Source organism: Aeromonas sp. 11P (genome assembly GCF_051920165.1).
Classification (GTDB): Bacteria; Pseudomonadota; Gammaproteobacteria; order Enterobacterales; family Aeromonadaceae; genus Aeromonas; species Aeromonas veronii.
The window spans coordinates 2746298-2767500 of record NZ_JBQBDJ010000004.1; the positions used below are offsets into that span (position 1 = coordinate 2746298).

Here is a 21203-nt window from a genome sequence, read left to right on the forward strand (position 1 = left end):
TTACTGACTCTGCTCCAGCTTCTTGCAGGCATCGACCACCTGCTCCGGCGCCAGGTCGATCAGACACTTGAGATGGCCGAACTTGCAGGTGCGCTTGAAGCAGGGGCGGCACTCGATGTCGGTGTGAACGATCTCGACCCGATCCGCCAGCGGCGGGGTATAGAGCGGCGAAGTGGAGCCATAGACGCCCACCAGCGGCCGGTTGAGAGCGGCGGCGATGTGCATCAGGCCGGAGTCGTTGGAGATGACCCGGCTGGCCAGCGCCATCAGGTCGATCGCCTCGTGCAGGCTGGTTTTGCCCGCCAGCACGTGGCAGTTGGGGCGAGTCAGCAGATTGACCCGATCCCGGATGGTATTGGCCACCGGCACATCCTTGTTGGAACCGAAGATCCACACCTGCCACCCCTCGTCCAGATGCTGTTGGGCCACCACGGCGTAGTGCCCCTCCGGCCAGCGCTTGGCCGGGCCAAACTCGGCACCGGGACAGAGCACCAGCACCGGGCGGGCGCGATCCAGTCCCAGCCGCTCCAGCGCCTTGCTCTGGTTGACCAGATCGACGTGCAGAGAGGGGTGGGGAATGGTCGGAATATCGGCCCGGCTCTTCATCTGCTCCTTGGAATAGGCGAGCGCCAGATAGCCCTCCACCATCAGTGGGAAGGCGGACTTGTTGCTGCGCATATCGTTGAGCAGGCCGAAGCGGTGCTCCCCCTTCCAGCCGGTACGCACCGGAATGCGGGCAAACCAGGGGATCAGCGCCGATTTCATGGAGTTGGGCTGGACGATGGCCTGATCGTACTTCTCGGCTGCCAGCTGCTTGCCGAGGCGGCGGCGCGCCACCAGCTTGAAGTCACCGTGGCCAAGGGGCATGGTGATCGCCTTGTCCACCTCCGGCATCCGCTCCAGCAGGGCGCAGCACCAAGCGGGGGCCATCACGTGCAGCTCGCACTCGGGATGGTTGGCCTTGATCGCCTTGTAGAGACTCTGGGACATCACCATATCGCCGACCCAGGAGGGGCCGATCACCAATATTTTCATTACGCGTCTTCTCTCGGGTCTGGCCCGGCGGTTAATCATCACTGGGCGAGATTATGCCCCAAGAATGAGTGGATAAATAACAGAAGATCCTCGCGCATCCCCCCATCCGCCTCATTTTTCCAGCGGTGACCCTCTTCCAACCGGGCGAGACGAGACAGGCAACCAGCAGGGAGAAACGAGCAATGGCGGCTCTCTCTTTGGCCCGTTTTTCCGTTAGAATGGCCCATCAATACGCATTCGCCCCGCCAGACGGGCAACAACCGAGAGCCCCATTTCGTGAAAAAACCGACTCTGGCTGCCGTTCTGATCGTCAAGAATGAAGCCGACAACCTGCGTAAGTGCCTCGCCTCCCTCGACGGACTGGTGGACGAGATCGTCATTCTGGACTCAGGCAGTCAGGACGAGACCCCGGCCATCGCCGCCGAATTTGGGGCCCGTTTCTTCGTCAACGCCAAGTGGCCGGGCTTTGGCAAACAGCGCCGACTGGCCCAGTCCCACGTGCAATCCGACTGGGTGTTGTGGCTGGATGCCGACGAGCGGCTCACCCCCGAGCTGAAAACCGCCATCGCCAACGTGATGGCCAATCCGGCCAGCGACACCATCTACTCGCTGCCGCGCCTCTCCTGGGTCTTTGGCCGCTTTATCCGCCACAGCGGCTGGTATCCGGATCGGGTGCTGCGCCTCTATCCCAAGGCACTCACCAGCTACAACGAGGCGCTGGTGCACGAAAAGGTGGAAGTGCGCGCCAACATGAAGATCGTCAATATTCATGGCGACCTGCTCCACTTCACCTATCGGGATCTGGAGCACTATCTGGTCAAATCCGCCGGTTATGCCCGCGCCTGGGCCGATCAGCGCACCGCTCGCGGCAAGAAGGGCTCCCTCAGTCAGGGGCTGATCCATGCTGTTGGCTGCTTCCTCAAGATGTACCTGCTCAAAGCGGGCTTCCTCGATGGCAAGCAGGGGTTGCTGCTGGCGATCCTCTCCGCCCACTCCACCTTCGTCAAATACGCCGACCTCTGGGTGCGCCAGCAGCCGCAGCAGCCGGAATAACCGTCATACGAAACAGGGCCCCACGGGGCCCTGTTTGCATTGCTGCATACGTTACTTGCGCCAGAAAGGCGCCGCCCAGCGGGCCATCACCGGCACCATGGTCTTGGGATCGAGCTGGCTCATATCCTCCGGGTGGTCGCTATCCTCCGGCGGGCTGAAGGCGAGGTGACGCCCTTCGCTGTTGAGGGGCTTCCAGCGCAGCGGAGTGGCGGAGCGGCGCATCGGGAAGAAGCCGATGGTCGGCACATCGAGCGCGCCAGCGATATGGAGCGGGCCAGTACTGCCTGCAACGAACAGGGCTGCGTTGGCCAGCACCTGACAGAACATCGGCAGACCATCGCTGGAGCGATAGATCCAGCCATTGCCACCGTGGGCCAGCAACTCGGCCGCCAGCTGTTCGGCCATCTTCTCCTCGCCCGGGCCTGCGGTCAGCACGCACTGCAGCTCGGGGCAGGCCTGATTGAGCTTGATGATGATGCGGGCATACTGCTCGATGGAGAGGTTGTTGGCAGACCCACCGCTACCGGCATGCACCATCAGCCAGGGGCGGCTGGCATCGAGCTTGAGCTTGAGTGCCAGCTGCTCGCGCACCTGTAGCAGGGTCTCGTCATCGAACTGCAGGAAGGGGGTCTTGGGCTCCACCACGGCCACCTGCTGATCGGCCAGGAAGCGGCGGATCAGCTCCAGGTTGTACTCGGACTCCGGCTTCTGGGAGCGGGAGCGACGCTGCACCAGTCGCTGGTTGTAGAGCACCTGCGCCAGCTTGGTCGCCGGGGCCAGCCGGTAAGGGATGTGCGCCTTCCACACCAGCATGGCGTTGCGGGAGTTGGAGAAGAGGCAGATGGACGCGTCGAACGCCGCCGCCTTGATCCGCGCCAGCAGCGCTCGCTGTTGCTCCTTGTCGGCCCGCACGCCCGGATCGATGATCACATCGTCAATCCAGGGGCAGAGCCGGGCCAGCGGCGCCGTGTAGGCCGGAACCAGGGCAGTCACATGACACTCCATGGAGCCTTTGAGCATGGCGAAGCTAGGCCACGCCAGCATGAAGTCACCAATCTTGTCATTGCGAACGACCAGAATACGTTTCATAAAAAATCCCTTTGCTCCCTGTCACCAATGCAAGGAGGCTTGATGCGCGATGGCGTATTCTTGCCTGATGCACTGCTATTCTCAAGCGACGACCTTATAATGCGACCAAATTTCCAGGTTGCAGGACCGCAAAGATGACTACCAGGGTAATTTATCCCGGGACTTTTGATCCCGTTACCAATGGCCACGCCGATCTGATCGGCCGCGCCGCCAAGCTGTTTGACGAGGTGGTGGTCGGGGTCGCCAACAGCCCGAGCAAGCGCCCGCTGTTCGATCTGGCAGAACGTGTCCAGCTTGTCCAGCAAGTGACCAGCCAGCTTCCCAACGTCAAGGTGGTGGGCTTCTCCGGCCTGCTGGTCGATTTCGCCAAAGAGCATCAGGCCAACGTGCTGATCCGCGGCCTGCGCGCCGTCTCCGACTTCGAGTACGAGTTCCAGCTGGCCAATATGAACCGCCGCCTGATGCCGGAGCTGGAAAGCGTCTTCCTCACCCCGGCGGAGGAGAACTCCTTTATCTCCTCCACTCTGGTGAAAGAGGTAGCGCTGCACGGTGGCGATATCCGCCAGTTTGTCGACCCGGTAGTGGCCCAGGCCATCGCAGCCAAACAGAAAGGGTGATCCCCTTCCACACTCGCCATTCCCAACGGCAACTACGAACAAGGGCTACCCGCGGGTAGCCCTTGTTGTATCTGTCTCGCTATGGAGAGGTCAGCCTGCTTGCCGGTTACTGACGGGCAAACCGCTCGCTCATCTCCTGCACCAGCAGATCGAGCCACTCGTAGCGGCGCCGGTACATGGCCCGCTTCTTGGAGGCGATCTCCTCCAGCGGCTTGCGCGGCTGGGCTTGCAGAGCGACGAAGTTGGCATCCACATCCCGGGCGTCGAACTCCTGCCACAGCTCGTCATAATCAGCCTGCAAATTGGCTTTCTGCTTGCTGCTGTAACGCTTGGCCTGAAACACGTGGGCCCGCTTGCGCACCGCCAGCACCTCCGCCGCCCCCATGCTCTGCGCCAGTTGCAGCACCAGTTGCACCAACAGGGATTTGGGCCGCAGGCCGTGTCCCTCTTTGGTCAGCTCGCGCACCCGATCCTGAGCATTGTCGACCGCAGGCTCCGGCCCCTGCATGGAGCCGATCATCAGAATCAAACGATCGACGCTACCCGCCAGCGAAAAGGCGCAGCTGTAGAGGCGCTGTCCCTCGCCGTTGACGATGGAGAGCGCCAGCTCGGCCTCGCGGCGGAAGGTGCCATCGTGACGCAACAGAATGCGGCTGCCGCTCTTGGGATAGTGCCCAAGTTCGATCCCCTCGCCCAGATAGAGGGGGTCGATCAGCTGCGGGTAGCACTCCAGCAGCAAACGGTAGTGATTTTCCAGCATCTCGGCCCGCTCACGGGCGCTGGCACAGGCGAAGCGATAGGGGCGCATCGGCTTGTCGAGCAACTCGGGATAGACCGCTGGCAGCGCCTTGAGCGAGTCGCACTGAAACAGGCTGAAGACCTGGCTCAGCGACTTGCGATAGAGCAGGCTGCGCAGCACAAACTTGCCGCGATTGAAGGTTTTCCGGTCACATCCCTCGGGGTAGAGGAAGCAGGCCATGGATTTTGCGCAATAGCGCTCCTGCCGGGATAAATATTCCCAGTCTATTGATTTAACTGTCATTTCTATATTCTCAAACCGCCTGAACGGTCGGGATACTAGTGACAGCTGTGCAAATCTTCAACAGAGTGGAAATACGCTGTTACAACTTCCCCCGGATCGGGGCAAAAAGTGCGCTCAGCGCTGGCAATGACTGCAAAAAACCGTGGTGCGCTGGCCCATTCTTGTCTCGGTCAGCAGGGTGTGACAGTGGAAACAGGGCTGACCGCCACGGCCGTAAACCTGCAGCTGCTGCACGAAATAGCCCGGCTTGCCATCGGCACTGGTGAAATCCTTGAGAGTGGTGCCGCCCTGGCGAATCGCCTCGGCCAACACGCGCTTGATCTCGGCCACCAGGGTTCCCAGCCGCTCGGCGCTGATATTGCCTGCCGCCCGCTTGGGGTGAATGCCGGCGGCATAGAGCGCCTCGTTGGCGTAGATGTTGCCCACCCCGACCACCACCTGATTGTCCATCAGGAACTGTTTGATGGCGGTGCTGCGACCCTTGGCACGCTCGCGTAGGTAATCAGCACTGAAGGCATCGGTGAGCGGCTCGGGCCCCAGCTTGGCGAGCAGCGCGTGGGCTTCGGCCGGTTCCCGAGTCCAGAGCAGGGCGCCGAAGCGGCGCGGATCGTTGAGCCGCAGCAACTTGCCATTCTCCAGCTCGATATCCACGTGGTCGTGCTTCTCGGCCGGGGTGCCGATATCCAGCACCCGCAGGCTGCCGGACATCCCCAGATGAAGGATGGCGGTGCCGAAATCGGTCTCCAGCAGCAGGTATTTGGCACGGCGACGCACCCGATGGATGGTGAGATCCACCAGCTCCTGAATTTCACCGGGGATCGGCCAGCGCAGGCGGCCATCCCGCACCACCACACGCGTCACCTTGATACCGGTGAGCCAGGGGAGATCCCCTGACGACTGACTTCAACTTCTGGTAATTCAGGCATGGGCACCTCGCAAGGAAAAGGAACTCAGGGGGCAGGACGCAGCATATCGCGATACTGCTCGGCAGTGAGGGTGAGCCAGAGACCGGAGGGCAGCTGAGCGCCATATTGGCCGCTGTTCTGATAGAGGCCGATCTCGACCGGATCGCTCTGGCCGGCAATCCACACCTTGATGGTCACCGGGGTGCCGCGCACCACCTCGCCGGGGGGCAGCAACCAGCCTTGCCAGCGCGCCAGACGAGCATCCAGCTGCGCCGTGTCGAGCCCCAGATCCGGCACGCTGCGCCAGCCCTGACCAATCCGCTCAATCTGCCAGCTCGGCCCCTGCCAGGTGAGCACCACGGCTGCATCCGGCAACAAGGGGCGAGCCCGCTTGGCGCTGTTCTCCTGCTGGGCAGTCTCCATACGATGCAACAGGGTGATCACGATCAGCACCACCACGATGATCACGTTATTCCAGCCTTTGCGGCTCAATTTGAACATGGCATGCCTCCCTTTGAACCGGCAGTGTACTGAATTCGGCGCATAAAAAAACCCGGCACGAAGCCGGGTTTTTGGGAATGCAGCATCAAGTAATTACTTGATTTTGCCTTCCTTGTAGATCACATGCTGACGAACAACGGGATCAAACTTTTTGATCTCCATTTTTTCGGGCATGGTGCGCTTGTTTTTGGTAGTGGTATAGAAGTGACCAGTACCGGCGCTGGAGTTCAGGCGAATTTTCTCGCGAATACCTTTAGCCATGATCTAATTCCTTATACCTTAACACCGCTGGCGCGCAGTTCAGCCAGAACCACTTCAACGCCACGCTTGTCGATGATACGCATGCCTTTTGCGGATACGCGCAGGCTTACGAAGCGTTTTTCACTCTCAACCCAGAAACGGTGAGTGTGCAGGTTCGGCAGGAAACGACGCTTGGTGGCGTTGTTAGCGTGCGAACGGTTGTTACCAACTGCCGGGCGCTTGCCGGTTACTTGGCATACTCTAGACATGTCAGTCTCTCCAAATCTTACTTCATTGCTCGAGCAAATATCTGCCCCGCTGGCCTTCGATTGCGGGGCAAACAGAAGGCGGCATTTTATACAGCATCCGTGATCAAAGATCAACTAATACGGTGCCAGAGCACAGTTATAGCCAACCGCGCTCGGCAAAAGAAACCGTGATGCCATCACCGATCACCAAGTGATCCAGCACTCTGATATCGATCAGGGCCAAAGCGGCCGTGATCCGATCCGTGATCTGGCGGTCGGCCCTACTGGGCTCGGCGACGCCGGACGGGTGATTATGCGCCAGAATCACCGCGGCTGCATTATGTTTGAGCGCGATCTGCACGATTTCTCTTGGCCAGACGCTTGCCGAATCGATGGTGCCGAAAAAAAGCTCAACAAATTGAATGACTCTGTGCTGATTATCGAGCAACAGCAGGGCAAACACTTCCCTCGGTCGATCCCGCAGCTGAGCCTGCAGGTAGTCCCGGGTCAACTGGGGCGAGGTGAGCGCATCGCCCCGGTGCAGCTGCTCGGCCAGATGGCGTCTGGCCATCTCCAGCACCGCCTGCAACTGGGCATATTTGGCCGGGCCAAGGCCGTGCGCCTCGCAGAATGCCCGTTGATCCGCCCCCAGCAAACTGCGTAAAGAGCCGAATTGATTCAATAGATTACGTGAAAGATCCACTGCACTCAGGCCATTGACGCCAGTGCGCAGAAAGATGGCGAGCAACTCGGCATCGGAGAGCGCCGCGGGCCCCTGACGCAGCAGCTTCTCTCTGGGGCGTTCATCTTCCGGCCACTCTTTGATGCTCATTTGTCTCTCCATCATCCCTGTTGAGAAAAAACATAGCAAAAAATTGCGCGCGCCTGACCACACCCCTTGATGCCAACCCCTGTCGTCATCCATTGCCTGTGGTATCTTAGCCGACCAGTCAGAATGAGCCGGATAGAGAAACAGCAGATGAGATTGGCCGATAAACGCATCCTGTTGGGTGTCAGTGGCGGGATCGCCGCCTACAAGAGTGCCGAGCTGGTACGCCGCCTGAAAGATCAGGGCGCCGAAGTGCGGGTGGTGATGACCCGCTCCGCCAAGGAGTTCATCACCCCGCTGACCCTGCAGGCGGTCTCCGGTCATCCGGTGGCCTACAGCCTGCTGGATCCCTCTGCCGAAGCGGGCATGGGCCATATCGAGCTGGCCAAGTGGGCCGATCTGGTACTGATCGCCCCCGCCAGCGCCAACCTGATGGCGCGGATGGCCGCCGGCATGGCCGACGAACTGCTCACCACCCTCTGTCTGGCCACTCCGGCGCCCATCGCGCTGGCGCCCGCCATGAACCAGCAGATGTATCTCAACGCTGCGACTCAGGCCAACCTCAAGACCCTGGCCAGCCGCGGCATTCTGCTGTGGGGGCCGGATGCCGGCAGCCAGGCCTGTGGCGATGTGGGCCCGGGCCGGATGTTGGATCCCCTCGAACTGGTGGATCGCTGCTGCCAGCAGCTGGCCGCCGAGCCCTTGCTGGCAGGCGTCAAGCTGCTGCTCACCGCAGGGCCAACCCGCGAGGCGCTCGATCCGGTGCGCTACATCAGCAACCACAGCTCCGGCAAGATGGGCTATGCCATCGCCCGCGCTGCCCGCGAAGCGGGCGCCGAAGTGACGCTGGTGAGCGGCCCGGTGACGCTGGCTACGCCTGCTGGCGTGACCCGTGTCGATGTGGAGAGCGCGGAGCAGATGCATCAGGCTGTGATGAGCCGGGTCGGCGAGTGCGACCTCTTCATCGGCTGCGCGGCGGTGGCCGACTACCGTCCTGAGCAGGTAGCCAGCCAGAAGATCAAGAAGACCGGCGACAACGACCAGATGGTGGTGAAGCTGGTGAAAAACCCCGACATCATCGCGGCCGTCGGTGCCCTTTCAGACAAACCCTTCACCGTCGGATTTGCCGCCGAAACCGTGGATGTGGAACAATACGCCCTCGACAAGTTGCAGCGTAAGCGGCTGGACATGATCGCCGCCAACGATGTGTCCCGCGAGGGGCAAGGCTTCAACGCCGATGACAACGCCCTGACCGTGTTCTGGCAAGGGGGCCAGGCCCCGCTGCCGCTGGCCGACAAGCTGACGCTGGCCCGTCACCTGATCGCCCTGATTGCACGCCACTACCGGCACTGAGCGTCCCGAAAGAACAAGACTCACGGCGCCCCGCCTGCCAAGAGGGGCGCCAATACAAGATCCAACTGAAAAAGCGATTCATGACTACACAAATTGAACTGAAGATTCTGGATGCCCGTATCGGTACCGAGTTCCCGCTGCCCGCCTACGCCACACCGGGCTCTGCCGGTATGGATCTGCGTGCCCTGCTGGATGCGCCGCTGACTCTGGCTCCGGGTGATACCACCCTGGTGCCGACCGGTCTGGCCATTCACATCCAGGATCCGGGTCTGTGTGCCACCATCCTGCCCCGCTCCGGCCTCGGCCATAAGCACGGCATCGTGCTGGGCAACCTGGTCGGTCTGATCGATTCCGATTACCAGGGTCAGCTGATGGTTTCGGTCTGGAACCGCGGCAAAGATGAGTTCACCATGCAACCCGGCGAGCGCATCGCCCAGCTGGTGATCATGCCGGTAGTTCAGGCCAGCTTCCAACTGGTCGATGAGTTCAATCAGAGCGAACGGGGTGAAGGCGGTTTTGGTTCTTCTGGTCGCCAATAACAGACCACACCAGCCCGATGGGCGGTGCTTAATAACAGAATCAAGCCATTGTTTTTTTAGGGGAATCCATGGCAAGCAGTAATCAGAAACAGAGTCGGCGCGATCAGATCCTGCAAGCGCTCGCCCATATGCTGGAAACCAGTCCGGGTCAGCGCATCACCACGGCCCGTCTGGCGGCCGAGGTCGGCGTCTCTGAAGCAGCCCTCTATCGACACTTTCCCAGCAAGGCGCGGATGTTCGAGGGGCTGATCGACTTTATCGAGGATTCCCTGCTGTCACGGGTCAATCTGATCATGGCGGAAGAGAAGGACACCATGGCGCGCTGCCACCACATCCTGCAGCTGCTGCTGGTGTTCGCCGAGCGCAATCCCGGCATCACCCGCATCCTCAACGGCGACGCCCTGCTGGGTGAGCACGATCGGCTGCGGGATCGCATCAGCATCCTGTTCGACAAGCTGGAGACCCAGATCAAACAGGTGCTGCGCGAGAAGCGGCTGCGCGAAGGTCAGGGCTTCCAGCTCGACGAGACCATGCTGGCCAATCTGCTGCTGGCCTACACCGAGGGCCGCATCAGCCAGTTCGTGCGTTCCGAGTTCAAGCTCAAGCCGACCGCCGGTTTCGAAGATCAGTGGCAATTTATCCGCAGCCAACTACTGCAGAGCTGATGGTTTTTTCGCATCATTCAGCAAAAAGAAGGGAGGCTTTGGCCTCCCTTCTTTTTTGTGTCAGGTTTTTATGGCAGAAAAGAAGTACCAGATGCGACCCGTACTGTCGCGCTGCGGTGTTAGATTTATCCACCATGAACCTTTTAGAACCTGACAGGACATCCTATGGAACCCGAAATCATTACCGAAGCGCAGACTTGGCTGGTCAATAACCAAGGCCTGCTGATCGAATATGGCGTCAATATCGCCGCCGCCCTGCTGACCCTGCTGGTCGGCTATATCGCCGCCAACCTCATCAGCGGTGGCGTGGTCAAGGTGATGCAGGCCCGCAAGCTGGACATCACCGTCACTCACTTCATCGGTAGCATTCTCAAATACGCCATTCTGGTGTTCGTGGTAATCGCCGCGCTGGGCCGGGTCGGCGTGCAGACCGCCTCCTTCGTCGCCATTATCGGTGCCGCCGGTCTGGCCATCGGTCTGGCGCTGCAAGGCTCGCTCTCCAACTTCGCAGCCGGCTTCCTGCTGATCATCTTCCGCCCCATCAAGGCGGGCGAGTTTATCGAAGTAGCGGGCACCAACGGCGTGGTGCAATCCGTTCAGCTCTTTACCACCACCCTCACCTCCGTTGACAACAAGATGGTGGTAGTCCCGAACTCCGCCATCCTCAACGGCACCATCGTCAACTACTCGCGCATGGATACCCGCCGCGTCGATATGACCTTTGGCATCGGCTACGGCTCTGACCTGCGCAAGGCCAAGCAGATCCTCGAGCGTCTGGTGAGCGAAGAGCAGCGCATCCTCAAGGATCCAGCAGCCACCATCGCCGTTGCCGCGCTGGCCGACTCCTCGGTCAATATCGTGGTGCGCCCGTGGGTGAAAACCGCTGACTACTGGGGTGTCTGGTTCGACTTCCACGAGAAGGTGAAACTCACCTTTGATGCCGAAGGGATCGAAATTCCCTTCCCGCAGATGGTGATGCACATGCAAAAACCGCAGGCGTGATCGCGGTTCTGCTGCAACAAACAATGCCAGCCTTCGGGCTGGCATTGTCGTTTCTGGCCCCAGCCCATGGCAATGTCGATGCATAACCACGCCAACCGGATGAAAACAATTTCAGGCCATCGGGGTGGCCCCAATCATGAGCAAGCGCAAGATCCGCCTTGCTTTCGTGACACATAATCCCAATGTTCTGGTTGTATGCTCCCGACAGTGACCCATTGCGGTAAAAGACAATCGGTAAAAATCTGTTACACGGGCCGCCCGATCGGCTCGCTATAATGCTCGGATAATAAGGTTTGGCGGGACCTTGCCTGCAAGGTTCAAACACAACTTGGCATTTCAGGAATCCTATGAAAAACATCAATCCAACCCAAACCCAGGCCTGGCAGGCACTGGAAGCCCACTTTGCAGCAAACAAAGAGACCCGACTCAAGGATCTGTTCGCGCAGGACCCGAAGCGCTTTGACAAGTTTTCCCTTACCTTCGGCGGCGACATCCTGGTTGATTACTCGAAGAACCTGATCACCGAAGAAACCCTCAAGTTGCTGGTTGATCTGGCCAAAGAGACCGATCTTCGCAGCGCGATCGATGCCATGTTCAATGGCGACAAGATCAACATGACCGAAGGGCGCTCCGTACTGCACGTGGCCCTGCGCAACCGCTCCGACCGCCCCATCGAGTGCGACGGCAAGGATGTGATGCCGGAAGTGAACGCCGTACTGGCCAAGATGAAGGGCTTCTGCGAGAAGATCATCTCCGGCGAGTGGAAAGGCTACACCGGTAAAGCGATCCAGCACGTGGTCAACATCGGTATCGGTGGCTCAGATCTGGGCCCGGTGATGATCACCGAGGCACTGCGACCCTACAAAAACCACCTGCAGATGCACTTCGTCTCCAACGTCGATGGCACCCACATCGCCGAAACCCTGAAGAAGATCGATCCGGAAACCACCCTGTTCCTGGTGGCCTCCAAGACCTTCACCACCCAGGAGACAATGACCAACGCCCTGACCGCTCGCGACTGGTTCATCAACATCGCCGGTGACAAGGCCCACGTTGCCAAACACTTCGCTGCCCTCTCCACCAACGGCAAGGCCGTGGCCGAGTTCGGTATCGATACCAACAACATGTTCGAGTTCTGGGACTGGGTTGGCGGCCGCTACTCCTCCTGGTCAGCCATCGGCATGCCCATCGCCCTCTCTGTCGGTTTCGAGAACTTCGAAGCGCTGCTGCAAGGCGCCTTCGAGATGGACATGCACTTCGCCACTGCCTCCTATGAGCAGAACGTGCCGGTGCTACTGGCCCTGATTGGCCTGTGGTACAACAACTTCTACGGTGCCGAGTCCGAAGCCATTCTGCCGTACGACCAGTACATGCACCGCTTCCCAGCCTACTTCCAGCAGGGCAACATGGAGTCCAACGGCAAGTACGTGGATCGCAACGGCAAGCCGGTTGACTACCAGACTGGCCCCATCATCTGGGGTGAGCCGGGCACCAACGGCCAGCACGCCTTCTACCAGCTGATCCATCAGGGCACCAAGCTGATCCCCTGTGACTTCCTGGCGCCGGCCATCAGCCACAACCCGATCGGTGACCACCATCCGAAACTGCTGGCCAACTTCTTCGCCCAGACCGAGGCACTGGCCTTCGGCAAGAGCAAGGAAGAGGTCGAAGCCGAGTTCCTGGCTGCAGGCAAAACCCTGGAGCAGGTCAAGGATCTGGTGCCGTTCAAGGTGTTCGAAGGCAACCGCCCGACCAACTCCATCCTGTTCAAGAGCCTGACCCCGAAAACCCTGGGTGCCCTGATCGCCATGTACGAGCACAAGATCTTCGTACAGGGCGCAATCTGGAACATCTTCTCCTTCGACCAGTGGGGCGTGGAGCTGGGCAAACAGCTGGCCAACAAGATCCTGCCTGAGCTGGGCAACAACGAGGCTGTCACCAGCCACGACTGCTCCACCAACGGTCTGATCAACACCTGGAAAGCGTGGAAAGCCGATTTATCCGGCCTTTCTGAATGCAAAAGCCCCGCTCGATGAGCGGGGCTTTTTTATGACCATCTTTTATGACTGTCAGGCTGATTTTTCTGGCTGGCCGATCGGGTGTCCAGTCCGACCGGCGACGGAGATCGTCATCCCCGCCCCTTCATCATCCAGCCCGATGCAGGCTTAACCGCCAACGGCGATGCGTTTCATGTCTTTCATGTAGCCACGCAGTACCTGACCGATCTTCTCGATCGGGTGGTTGCGGGTCGCTTCGTTGGCCGCCAGCAGCGCTTGGTTGTCGACGCTCTGCCCTTCCGCCTTGCTGGCCCCCAGATCGCCCGCTTTCAGGGTCGGCATGAAGTGCTCACGCAGCAGCGGCACGGCGGCGTTGGCGAACAGGTAATTGCCGTACTCGGCGGTGTCGGAAATAACCACGTTCATCTCGTACAGACGCTTGCGAGCAACGGTGTTGGCGATCAGCGGCAGCTCGTGCAGGGATTCGTAGTAGGCGGACTCCTCGTAGATACCGGAAGCCACCATGGTCTCGAACGCAAGCTCGACACCCGCCTTGACCATGGCCACCATCACCACGCCATTGTCGAAGTACTCCTGCTCGGCAATCTTGCCTGCAAACGCCGGGGCGTTTTCGAAGGCGGACTTGCCGGTCTCTTCGCGCCAGGTAAACAGTTTGACGTCATCCTCGGCCCAGTCGGCCATCATGCCGCGGGAGAACTCACCGGCGATGATGTCGTCCATGTGCTTCTCGAACAGCGGGCGCATCAGGGTCTTGAGCTGCTCGGAGAGCTCGAAGGCGCGCAGCTTGGCCGGGTTGGACAAGCGGTCCATCATCAGACTGATGCCACCCTGTTTCAGGGCTTCGGTGATGGTCTCCCAGCCGAACTGGATCAGCTTGCCGGCGTAGGCCGGGTCTGTGCCTTCGGCAACCAGCTTGTCGTAGCAGAGCAGGGAACCGGCTTGCAGCATGCCGCAGAGGATGGTCTGCTCGCCCATCAGGTCGGATTTCACTTCTGCCACGAAGGAGGACTCCAGCACCCCGGCACGGTCGCCGCCGGTGGCAGAGGCCCACGCCTTGGCGATGGCCATGCCTTCGCCTTTCGGGTCATTTTCAGGGTGAACGGCGATCAGGGTCGGTACGCCGAAGCCGCGCTTGTACTCTTCACGCACCTCGGTGCCCGGGCACTTGGGCGCAACCATCACGACGGTGATGTCGGAGCGGATCTGCTGACCCTCTTCCACCACGTTGAAGCCGTGGGAGTAACCCAGCGCGGCGCCCTGCTTCATCAGCGGCATCACGGTTTTCACGACGTCGGAGTGCTGTTTGTCCGGAGTCAGGTTCAGCACCAGATCGGCGGTCGGGATCAGCTCTTCATAGGTGCCGACCGCGAAGCCGTTGTCGGTGGCTTTCTGCCAGGAGGCGCGCTTCTCGGTGATGGCGGCCTTGCGCAGGGCGTAGGAGATATCCAGCCCGGAGTCGCGCATGTTCAGGCCCTGGTTCAGACCCTGGGCACCACAGCCCACAATCACCACCTTCTTGCCCTTCAGCACGTTGCAGCCGTCCGCGAACTCTTCGCGCTGCATGAAACGACACTTGCCCAGCTGGGCCAACTGCTGACGCAGGTTCAAGGTGTTGAAATAGTTAGCCATGGTGATTGCTCCGTTCGATTGATTCCATGCCGGATAGCGGCGTTGTCTGAACCACTATAGCGCGGGACACTTATTGCCTGAACTGATATATTCGAAACAGTACGTTGCAATAACTGAAACGTTAGCCCTTCATAATTGCCTGCTGAATGTACCGCGAGATGGCAGAAACAAGCCGTCAACCGCTGGATATCGGGCACACATGCCGCGCCAGGAGCTGAAAGATGGACCTTCGCAATCTCGAGCTGTTTCTCCACCTCGCCGACTCCCTCCACTTCGGCAAGAGCGCCGATGCCATGGCGGTCAGCCCCTCCACCCTGAGTCGCGCCATCCAGCGACTGGAGCAGGAGACCGGCTGCATCCTGTTCGAGCGGGACAACCGCTCGGTGCGGCTCACCCCAGCGGGCGAGAAGCTGCGGGAGTTTGGTGGCGGCCTGTTGCAGGAGTGGCGTCAGCTCAAACAGGAGCTCAAACGCAGCGATGAACCGCTACAGGGGCGGCTGCGGGTCTTCTGTTCGGTCACCGCCAGTTACTTTCTGCTGCCCGAGGTACTGGAGCGCTTTCGCCGCCGCTACCCCCAGCTGGAGATCAAGCTGGAGACTGGCGACCCGGCGCTGGCGGTGGACAAGATCCTGGCCGACGAGGCCGATCTCGCCATCGCAGCCCGCCCCGACGCCCTGCCCGCCAAGCTGGAGTTCGCCAGCCTGCAGTTGGTCCCGCTGGTCTTTATCGCGCCGCGCAACGCCCCGCAACTGAACCAGTGGTTCCGTCAGGGAGAACCTGATTGGGAGCAACTGCCGGTCATCCTCTCCGAGCAGGGGCTGGCCCGCAAACGCAGCGATCAGTGGTTTCGCAACAAGGGGATAGCACCCAACATCTATGCCGAAGTGGCGGGTAACGAGGGGATCGTCGCCATGGTGGCGCTCGGCTGTGGCGTGGGGCTGGTGCCGGCGGCGGTGATCGACCACAGCCCGCTCGGCGACAAGGTGCGGATCATCGACCTCAAGCCAGCCTTCAAGCCATTTGATGTGGGGATCGGGGTGCTCAAGAAGCGACTGGAAGAGCCGCTGATCCGCGCATTCTGGGATACGGCACAGAACCAGAACTCACTGCGCTGAGACGGGCTGGTAGATGAGCGTCGGGTCGGCCATCATCTTGCGACTCGACAACGGCAGATCAGGATTGTTCAGCTCGAGGCGCTGCCGCTGGTCGAGCTGCAAACGGCGGATGGTGCTGCCAAACCCCTCCTCGAAGATCCGGTCAAAATCCCCGGTTTGCCGCGCCCGCTGCAGGCCAAGCTCGATGCGCTGCGCCAGCTCCGGATATTTGGGCGAAACGAAGAAGAGCAGCGCCAGCGGATAGCGAAACACCAGATGGGGCTCGATGGCCAGATCCGGGTGCTGTTTCAGCTCATCCTCGACCTCGATGACGGAGCGCAAAAAGCAGTCGAAACGCTGCTTGCGCAACATATTGAACAGCGCTTCGTAGAGGTTGCCCGCCATCACGTTAAGGCCATTAGCCCTCAGCAACTGGGTGTCAGGCCAGGATCTGTGCTGGCCGATGATGAGCCCGGAGCGGCGCCAGTCGGCCAACGAGTGAATAGTGGCAAAGCGCCCCTCATCCCCCTGCCTGATCAGGCAAACCCGCCAGCCGAGCAGCCCCTTGGCCAATGGAATATGTACCGCCAGCAGATCCCTTTCCCGCTCCTCATCAGGGGCAAACACTCCGACCTGAACCAGCTCGCCGCTGTGCAGCTCTTTCACCGTCCGCCCCTGTTCCATCGGCGGGCTGGAGACCAGCTGGTAGGGGCCATATTCAGGCACCGTCAGATCAAGGGAGAGCCGCAATAACTGCACCACTGCCGGGTTGGGATGCTCCAGCAGCAGATTCCAGGCGCGGATCGACTGCGCGGCAGCCGACGCATCCGCCGCCCACAGCCACAACACCATGCACCACAATCCGACTCGCTTCATTCCCTGCACCATCCAAGCGCCATGCTTCTGGTCATACTATAACGCCAGCCAAGGGCCTGATGCGGCGTTCGCTGCCAGATGTGTGAACCTTCTCCTGTCCCGTCTCATGTCAGAAGTGACAATAGGCAAACCGGGCAAGGGATCGCAGACTGAATATTCACCATCATCGAACTACATCAGGGAGGAGCGCCATGAAACAGCATCTGGTCGAGATCAAGGGATCAACCCTGTTTGAGGAGTATTTGCAGAGCATGGGTCTGCCCAGCACCTTGCTGGACAGGGAGCAGGAGATCTATCTGCAGGAGCGTCACCTCGGTGCCATCCGCCGGGTACAGGGGGAGCTGCGCTTTTACCTGCGCGCCAACGCCCTCAACAAACGGTGATCGGGAGCCGGTCACAGAACCTGCAACAAAGAGGTATTAGACTGGTATCTTCCCCCTTTCGACGGGAGTGCCCATGAACGCAAGCGGTCTGGATCGGCTGTTCAAACCCCAATCAATCGCCATCATCGGCGCCTCGACCGATCCGCACAAAGCGGGCCATGTCATCGTCCGCCACCTGCTGGCGGGCCACTTCAAAGGGCCCATCCTGCCGGTCACCCCGCGCAGCAAGGCAGTGGCTGGCGTGCTGGCCTATCCCGACATTGCCAGCCTGCCGCTGGCTCCGGATCTCGCCATCATCTGTACTCGCCGGGAGCGGGTCATCCCCCTGCTGGAGGCGCTTGGCCAGAAGGGAACAGGCGCAGCCATCATCCTCGCCGCCGATTTTTCACAAGATGAGCGGCAGGAGCTGAAACGGCTCTGCAAGCAATACGGCATTCGCCTGCTCGGCCCCAACAGCATGGGGATGCTGCTGCCCGGTCAGGGGCTCAATGCCAGCTTTTCACCGATTGCCGCCAAGCCCGGGCAGGTCGCCTTTCTCTCCCAGTCTGCCGCGGTCAGTACCACCATTCTCGACTGGGCCAAGCAGCATGAGCTGGGATTCTCTGCCTTTATCTCCCTTGGCGATCACTGCGACATCGACTTCGGCCAGCTGCTGGACCAGCTCTCCCGCGACAGCGTGACCCGCGCCATCCTGCTCTATATGGACAAGCTGCACGATGCCCGCCATTTTCTCTCGGCAGCGCGAGCCGCCTCGCGCAACAAACCGATCCTGGTGCTGAAAAGCGGACGCCACGATCCGGCTCACGGCCTCGACAACGTCTATGACGCCGCCATCCGCCGCGCCGGCATGTTGCGGGTACGGGATACCCACGAGCTGTTTGCCGCAGTGGAAACCCTCAGCCACTCCATGACCCTCAAGGGGGAGCGGCTCGCCATCATCTCCAATGGCCGCGGGCTGGCCAATATGGCAGTGGATGTGCTGCTGGAACGGGGCGGTAAACTGGCTCGCCCACCGCTCGATATCGGCAGCGATGCCACCATCACCACCTATCAGGAGGCGCTGGACAACCTGCTCGGGGAAGAGGGGATCGATGCCATCCTGATCATTCATGCCCCCTCGCTCACAGCCCCCAGTGCACCACTGGCCAGCCATCTTATCGCCCACCTGAAACAGCACCCAAGAGCACGCCGTTTCAATATTCTTACCAACTGGGCGGGCGAGTACTCGGCACAGGAGGGGCGCAAACTCTTTACCGAAGCGGGCATCCCGACCTACCGTACCCCGGAAAGCGCCATGGCCGCCTTCATGCATATGGTGGAGTACCGCCGCAACCAGAAGCAGCTGATGGAGACCCCCGCCTCCCTGCACGGCAACCAGCTCAATATCGAGCTCTGTCAGCAGCTGATCCGCCAAGCGCAGGAGCGCAAACAGCTGAGGCTGGATACCCATCTCGCCCACCCCATCTTGCAGGCAGCCGGGCTCGCAACATTGCCCACCTGGATCGTCACCGACGCCATCGAGGCAACCCTGACAGCCGAGCAGATCGGCTACCCGGTGGCAGTCAAACTCCGTTCGCCCGATATCCTGCACAAATCTGCTGTGCACGGTGTGGTACTCAATCTGCGTACCTCGGCCGAAGTGGCACAAGCCGCAGATGCCATTCTGGACAGGGTGAAACAGCACGATCCCGGCGCCCGCATTGAAGGGTTGCTGGTACAGCGCATGGCGCGGCGCAGTGGCGGTCTGGAGTTGCGGGTTCGTATCCAGCAAGATGCCATCTTTGGCCCCGTCATCCTGCTCGGTGAATCGGGCACGGAGCCACAGGAGATGGTTGCAGCGTTACCGCCGCTCAATCAGGCGCTGGCCCGTTACCAGATCATCGGTGCGCTCAAGAGTCGCAAGATCCGTGAACATGCCACGCCGGATCGGCTGGATATCGATGCCCTCGGTCAGGTGCTCTGCCAGCTCTCCGAACTGCTGCTCGCCTTCCCACAAATTCAGGAGCTGGATCTTCATCCGCTGCAGGCCTGTGGTGCCGAGATGGTGGTGCTGGATGCCAGCGTCACGCTGGCCGACCCAGCGCTTCCACCCGCCAGTCGGCTGGCTATCCGCCCCTACCCGACCGAACTGGAGGAGGGGGCTTGGCTCAAGGATCAGAGTCATGTTCTGCTGCGCCCCATTCGCCCGGAAGATGAGCCGGCCCACAAACAGTTCGTGCTGCGGGTTTCCGATGAAGACAGGTACAAACGCTTCTTCGCCGACGTGGGTGAGCTGGGTCACGAAGAGTTGGCCCGCATGACCCAGATCGATTACGACCGCGAAATGGCCTTTGTCGCCGTAGGGCAGGATGGGGAGCGCAAAGACCAGATTCTAGGGGTCGTGCGCGCCATCTCGACGCCGGATCTCAGCGATGCCGAATTTGCCATTCTGGTTCGTTCCGACCTGAAAGGACTGGGTCTCGGCAAACTGATGATGGAGAAGATCATCCGCTACGCTAGCGAGCAGGGCATTGGCCAGCTCTCCGGCATGACCATGCCCAGCAATCGCGGCATGGTGACCCTCGCCAAGCGACTCGGCTTTACCATTGATGTTCAGATGGAGGAGGGGGTGGTCAATATGGCCCTTCTCTGTGGGGCTGGAGTCCGGTGATGGGGATGGGTGGAAGCGAGTAATCCAGTACCAATGGTTGTGAATTATCCAAAAATGACTGTGATTACACACCAAAAGGAGGGAATAGCGGGCCTGCCAGCGCCCCTCCCTCAGGCAAGAGCCACGTTCAGTGGCTTCTGGATGCTGAAAACACCAAAGCCCGGTCATCAGACCGGGCTTTGGTGTCTATTCTGGCGTGGACGCGGCTGTGGTCAACGGGTAAATCGCCCATAGCAAAAAGGCCTTCCCAATCGGGAAGGCCTTCTATTTAGTGGCGGAGCGGACGGGACTCGAACCCGCGACCCCCGGCGTGACAGGCCGGTATTCTAACCGACTGAACTACCGCTCCGCATTCGGCTAGCTTATTGCTAATTAGGTGCCTGGCAGTGTCCTACTCTCGCATGGCGAATGCCACACTACCATCGGCGCTACCGCGTTTCACTTCTGAGTTCGGCATGGGATCAGGTGGTTCCACGGCGCTATTGCCGCCAGGCAAAAATCTTCAATCTGAGAAAGCTGACGTAAGTAGTTCGCTTAGGTTTGCTACAAGCCTTAGAACACTTCTTGGGTGTTGTATGGTTAAGCCTCACGGGTAATTAGTACGGGTTAGCTCAATGCATCGCTGCACTTACACACCCCGCCTATCAACGTTGTGGTCTCCAACGGCCCTTTAGGACCCTCAAGGGGTCAGGGATGACTCATCTCAGGGCTCGCTTCCCGCTTAGATGCTTTCAGCGGTTATCGATTCCGAACTTAGCTACCGGGCAGTGCCACTGGCGTGACAACCCGAACACCAGAGGTTCGTTCACTCCGGTCCTCTCGTACTAGGAGCAACTCCCTTCAATCATCCAACGCCCACGGCAGATAGGGACCGAACTGTCTCACGACGTTCTGAACCCAGCTCGCGTACCACTTTAAATGGCGAACAGCCATACCCTTGGGACCGACTTCAGCCCCAGGATGTGATGAGCCGACATCGAGGTGCCAAACACCGCCGTCGATATGAACTCTTGGGCGGTATCAGCCTGTTATCCCCGGAGTACCTTTTATCCGTTGAGCGATGGCCCTTCCATTCAGAACCACCGGATCACTATGACCTACTTTCGTACCTGCTCGACCTGTCCGTCTCGCAGTTAAGCTGGCTTATGCCATTGCACTAACCTCCTGATGTCCGACCAGGATTAGCCAACCTTCGTGCTCCTCCGTTACTCTTTGGGAGGAGACCGCCCCAGTCAAACTACCCACCAGGCACTGTCCGCGGCCCAGATTCATGGGCCTGCGTTAGAACATCAAACATACAAGGGTGGTATTTCAAGGACGGCTCCAGCGCAACTGGCGTCACGCCTTCAAAGCCTCCCACCTATCCTACACATGTAGGTTCAATGTTCAGTGCCAAGCTGTAGTAAAGGTTCACGGGGTCTTTCCGTCTAGCCGC

The 21203-nt window shown here is 60.1% G+C and carries 19 protein-coding genes, 1 tRNA gene, 2 rRNA genes and 1 pseudogene (1 of these 23 cut by a window edge); 10 read left to right on the top strand and 13 right to left on the bottom strand.

Annotation, left to right across the window (positions count from 1 at the left end):
* Positions 1–1035: a lipopolysaccharide heptosyltransferase II gene (gene waaF, locus ACTG1P_RS12665; RefSeq protein WP_309508266.1), complete on the bottom strand. Its 1035-nt coding sequence runs from the start codon at positions 1033–1035 to the stop codon at positions 1–3.
* 276 nt (positions 1036–1311) lie between these two features.
* On the opposite strand from waaF, the gene ACTG1P_RS12670 reads away from it, so the two are divergent.
* Positions 1312–2088, top strand: coding sequence for a glycosyltransferase family 2 protein (locus ACTG1P_RS12670; RefSeq protein ID WP_033136376.1), 777 nt, complete (start codon positions 1312–1314; stop codon positions 2086–2088).
* A 51-nt stretch (positions 2089–2139) separates the two neighbouring features.
* Here the strand turns inward: ACTG1P_RS12670 and ACTG1P_RS12675 are convergent, their stop codons facing one another.
* Positions 2140–3177 carry a glycosyltransferase family 9 protein gene (locus tag ACTG1P_RS12675; RefSeq protein WP_440001411.1) on the bottom strand — a complete coding sequence of 346 codons (1038 nt, stop codon included), beginning with the start codon at positions 3175–3177 and terminating at the stop codon, positions 2140–2142.
* A 134-nt stretch (positions 3178–3311) separates the two neighbouring features.
* Between ACTG1P_RS12675 and coaD the strand changes: the two genes are divergently transcribed.
* The gene (coaD, locus tag ACTG1P_RS12680; protein ID WP_005356008.1) at positions 3312–3794 is read left to right on the top strand and encodes a pantetheine-phosphate adenylyltransferase; all 483 of its coding nucleotides are present in this window, start codon (positions 3312–3314) and stop codon (positions 3792–3794) included.
* 106 nt (positions 3795–3900) lie between these two features.
* Here coaD and ACTG1P_RS12685 read toward each other — a convergent pair whose 3' ends face one another.
* The 6 genes and pseudogenes from ACTG1P_RS12685 to radC all read right to left on the bottom strand — a co-directional run bounded on the left by ACTG1P_RS12685 (position 3901) and on the right by radC (position 7562).
* Entirely contained in the window at positions 3901–4836 is a 936-nt protein-coding gene (locus ACTG1P_RS12685) for a VirK/YbjX family protein (RefSeq protein WP_440001412.1), read from the bottom strand.
* 114 nt (positions 4837–4950) lie between these two features.
* A pseudogene (mutM, locus tag ACTG1P_RS12690) lies at positions 4951–5762 on the bottom strand (bifunctional DNA-formamidopyrimidine glycosylase/DNA-(apurinic or apyrimidinic site) lyase).
* Between the two features lie 24 nt (positions 5763–5786).
* Positions 5787–6242, bottom strand: coding sequence for a hypothetical protein (locus tag ACTG1P_RS12695; RefSeq protein ID WP_440001413.1), 456 nt, complete (start codon positions 6240–6242; stop codon positions 5787–5789).
* 93 nt (positions 6243–6335) lie between these two features.
* Positions 6336–6503, bottom strand: coding sequence for a 50S ribosomal protein L33 (gene rpmG / locus ACTG1P_RS12700; protein WP_005307500.1), 168 nt, complete (start codon positions 6501–6503; stop codon positions 6336–6338).
* 11 nt (positions 6504–6514) lie between these two features.
* Entirely contained in the window at positions 6515–6751 is a 237-nt protein-coding gene (rpmB, locus tag ACTG1P_RS12705; protein WP_005307492.1) for a 50S ribosomal protein L28, read from the bottom strand.
* A 136-nt stretch (positions 6752–6887) separates the two neighbouring features.
* Positions 6888–7562: a RadC family protein gene (radC, locus tag ACTG1P_RS12710; RefSeq protein WP_440001414.1), complete on the bottom strand. Its 675-nt coding sequence runs from the start codon at positions 7560–7562 to the stop codon at positions 6888–6890.
* Positions 7563–7709: 147 nt separating this feature from the next.
* Between radC and coaBC the strand changes: the two genes are divergently transcribed.
* The 5 genes from coaBC to pgi all read left to right on the top strand — a co-directional run bounded on the left by coaBC (position 7710) and on the right by pgi (position 13154).
* Entirely contained in the window at positions 7710–8912 is a 1203-nt protein-coding gene (coaBC, locus tag ACTG1P_RS12715) for a bifunctional phosphopantothenoylcysteine decarboxylase/phosphopantothenate--cysteine ligase CoaBC (protein ID WP_005357385.1), read from the top strand.
* A gap of 80 nt (positions 8913–8992) precedes the next feature.
* On the top strand, positions 8993–9451 hold the full coding sequence (dut, locus tag ACTG1P_RS12720; RefSeq protein WP_005355985.1) for a dUTP diphosphatase: 459 nt from the start codon (positions 8993–8995) through the stop codon (positions 9449–9451).
* 68 nt (positions 9452–9519) lie between these two features.
* Positions 9520–10116 (top strand): nucleoid occlusion factor SlmA, encoded by a 597-nt coding sequence (gene slmA / locus ACTG1P_RS12725; RefSeq protein WP_005339495.1) that lies wholly within the window; start codon positions 9520–9522, stop codon positions 10114–10116.
* A 165-nt stretch (positions 10117–10281) separates the two neighbouring features.
* Positions 10282–11118: a mechanosensitive ion channel domain-containing protein gene (locus tag ACTG1P_RS12730; protein WP_440001415.1), complete on the top strand. Its 837-nt coding sequence runs from the start codon at positions 10282–10284 to the stop codon at positions 11116–11118.
* 347 nt (positions 11119–11465) lie between these two features.
* Positions 11466–13154, top strand: a complete 1689-nt coding sequence (gene pgi, locus ACTG1P_RS12735) for a glucose-6-phosphate isomerase (protein WP_440001416.1) — start codon at positions 11466–11468, stop codon at positions 13152–13154.
* A 129-nt stretch (positions 13155–13283) separates the two neighbouring features.
* Here pgi and ilvC read toward each other — a convergent pair whose 3' ends face one another.
* The gene (ilvC, locus tag ACTG1P_RS12740; protein ID WP_236563705.1) at positions 13284–14765 is read right to left on the bottom strand and encodes a ketol-acid reductoisomerase; all 1482 of its coding nucleotides are present in this window, start codon (positions 14763–14765) and stop codon (positions 13284–13286) included.
* Positions 14766–14986: 221 nt separating this feature from the next.
* Between ilvC and ilvY the strand changes: the two genes are divergently transcribed.
* On the top strand, positions 14987–15880 hold the full coding sequence (gene ilvY, locus ACTG1P_RS12745) for an HTH-type transcriptional activator IlvY (RefSeq protein WP_005339488.1): 894 nt from the start codon (positions 14987–14989) through the stop codon (positions 15878–15880).
* Here the strand turns inward: ilvY and ACTG1P_RS12750 are convergent.
* Positions 15869–16735, bottom strand: a complete 867-nt coding sequence (locus ACTG1P_RS12750) for a hypothetical protein (protein ID WP_421220440.1) — start codon at positions 16733–16735, stop codon at positions 15869–15871. The genes ilvY and ACTG1P_RS12750 overlap by 12 nt on opposite strands.
* Before the next feature lie 191 nt (positions 16736–16926).
* Here ACTG1P_RS12750 and ACTG1P_RS12755 point away from each other — a divergent pair, with 191 nt between their 5' ends.
* Positions 16927–17118, top strand: a complete 192-nt coding sequence (locus ACTG1P_RS12755; protein ID WP_019446537.1) for a hypothetical protein — start codon at positions 16927–16929, stop codon at positions 17116–17118.
* A gap of 73 nt (positions 17119–17191) precedes the next feature.
* Positions 17192–19768: a bifunctional acetate--CoA ligase family protein/GNAT family N-acetyltransferase gene (locus tag ACTG1P_RS12760; RefSeq protein WP_440001417.1), complete on the top strand. Its 2577-nt coding sequence runs from the start codon at positions 17192–17194 to the stop codon at positions 19766–19768.
* A 272-nt stretch (positions 19769–20040) separates the two neighbouring features.
* Here the strand turns inward: ACTG1P_RS12760 and ACTG1P_RS12765 are convergent.
* The 3 genes from ACTG1P_RS12765 to ACTG1P_RS12775 all read right to left on the bottom strand — a co-directional run.
* Positions 20041–20117: transfer RNA gene (locus tag ACTG1P_RS12765), tRNA-Asp, on the bottom strand.
* Positions 20118–20146: 29 nt separating this feature from the next.
* Positions 20147–20261, bottom strand: a 5S ribosomal RNA gene (gene rrf / locus ACTG1P_RS12770).
* An 82-nt stretch (positions 20262–20343) separates the two neighbouring features.
* Positions 20344–21203: ribosomal RNA gene (locus ACTG1P_RS12775) — 23S ribosomal RNA — on the bottom strand (it continues 2030 nt past the right edge of the window).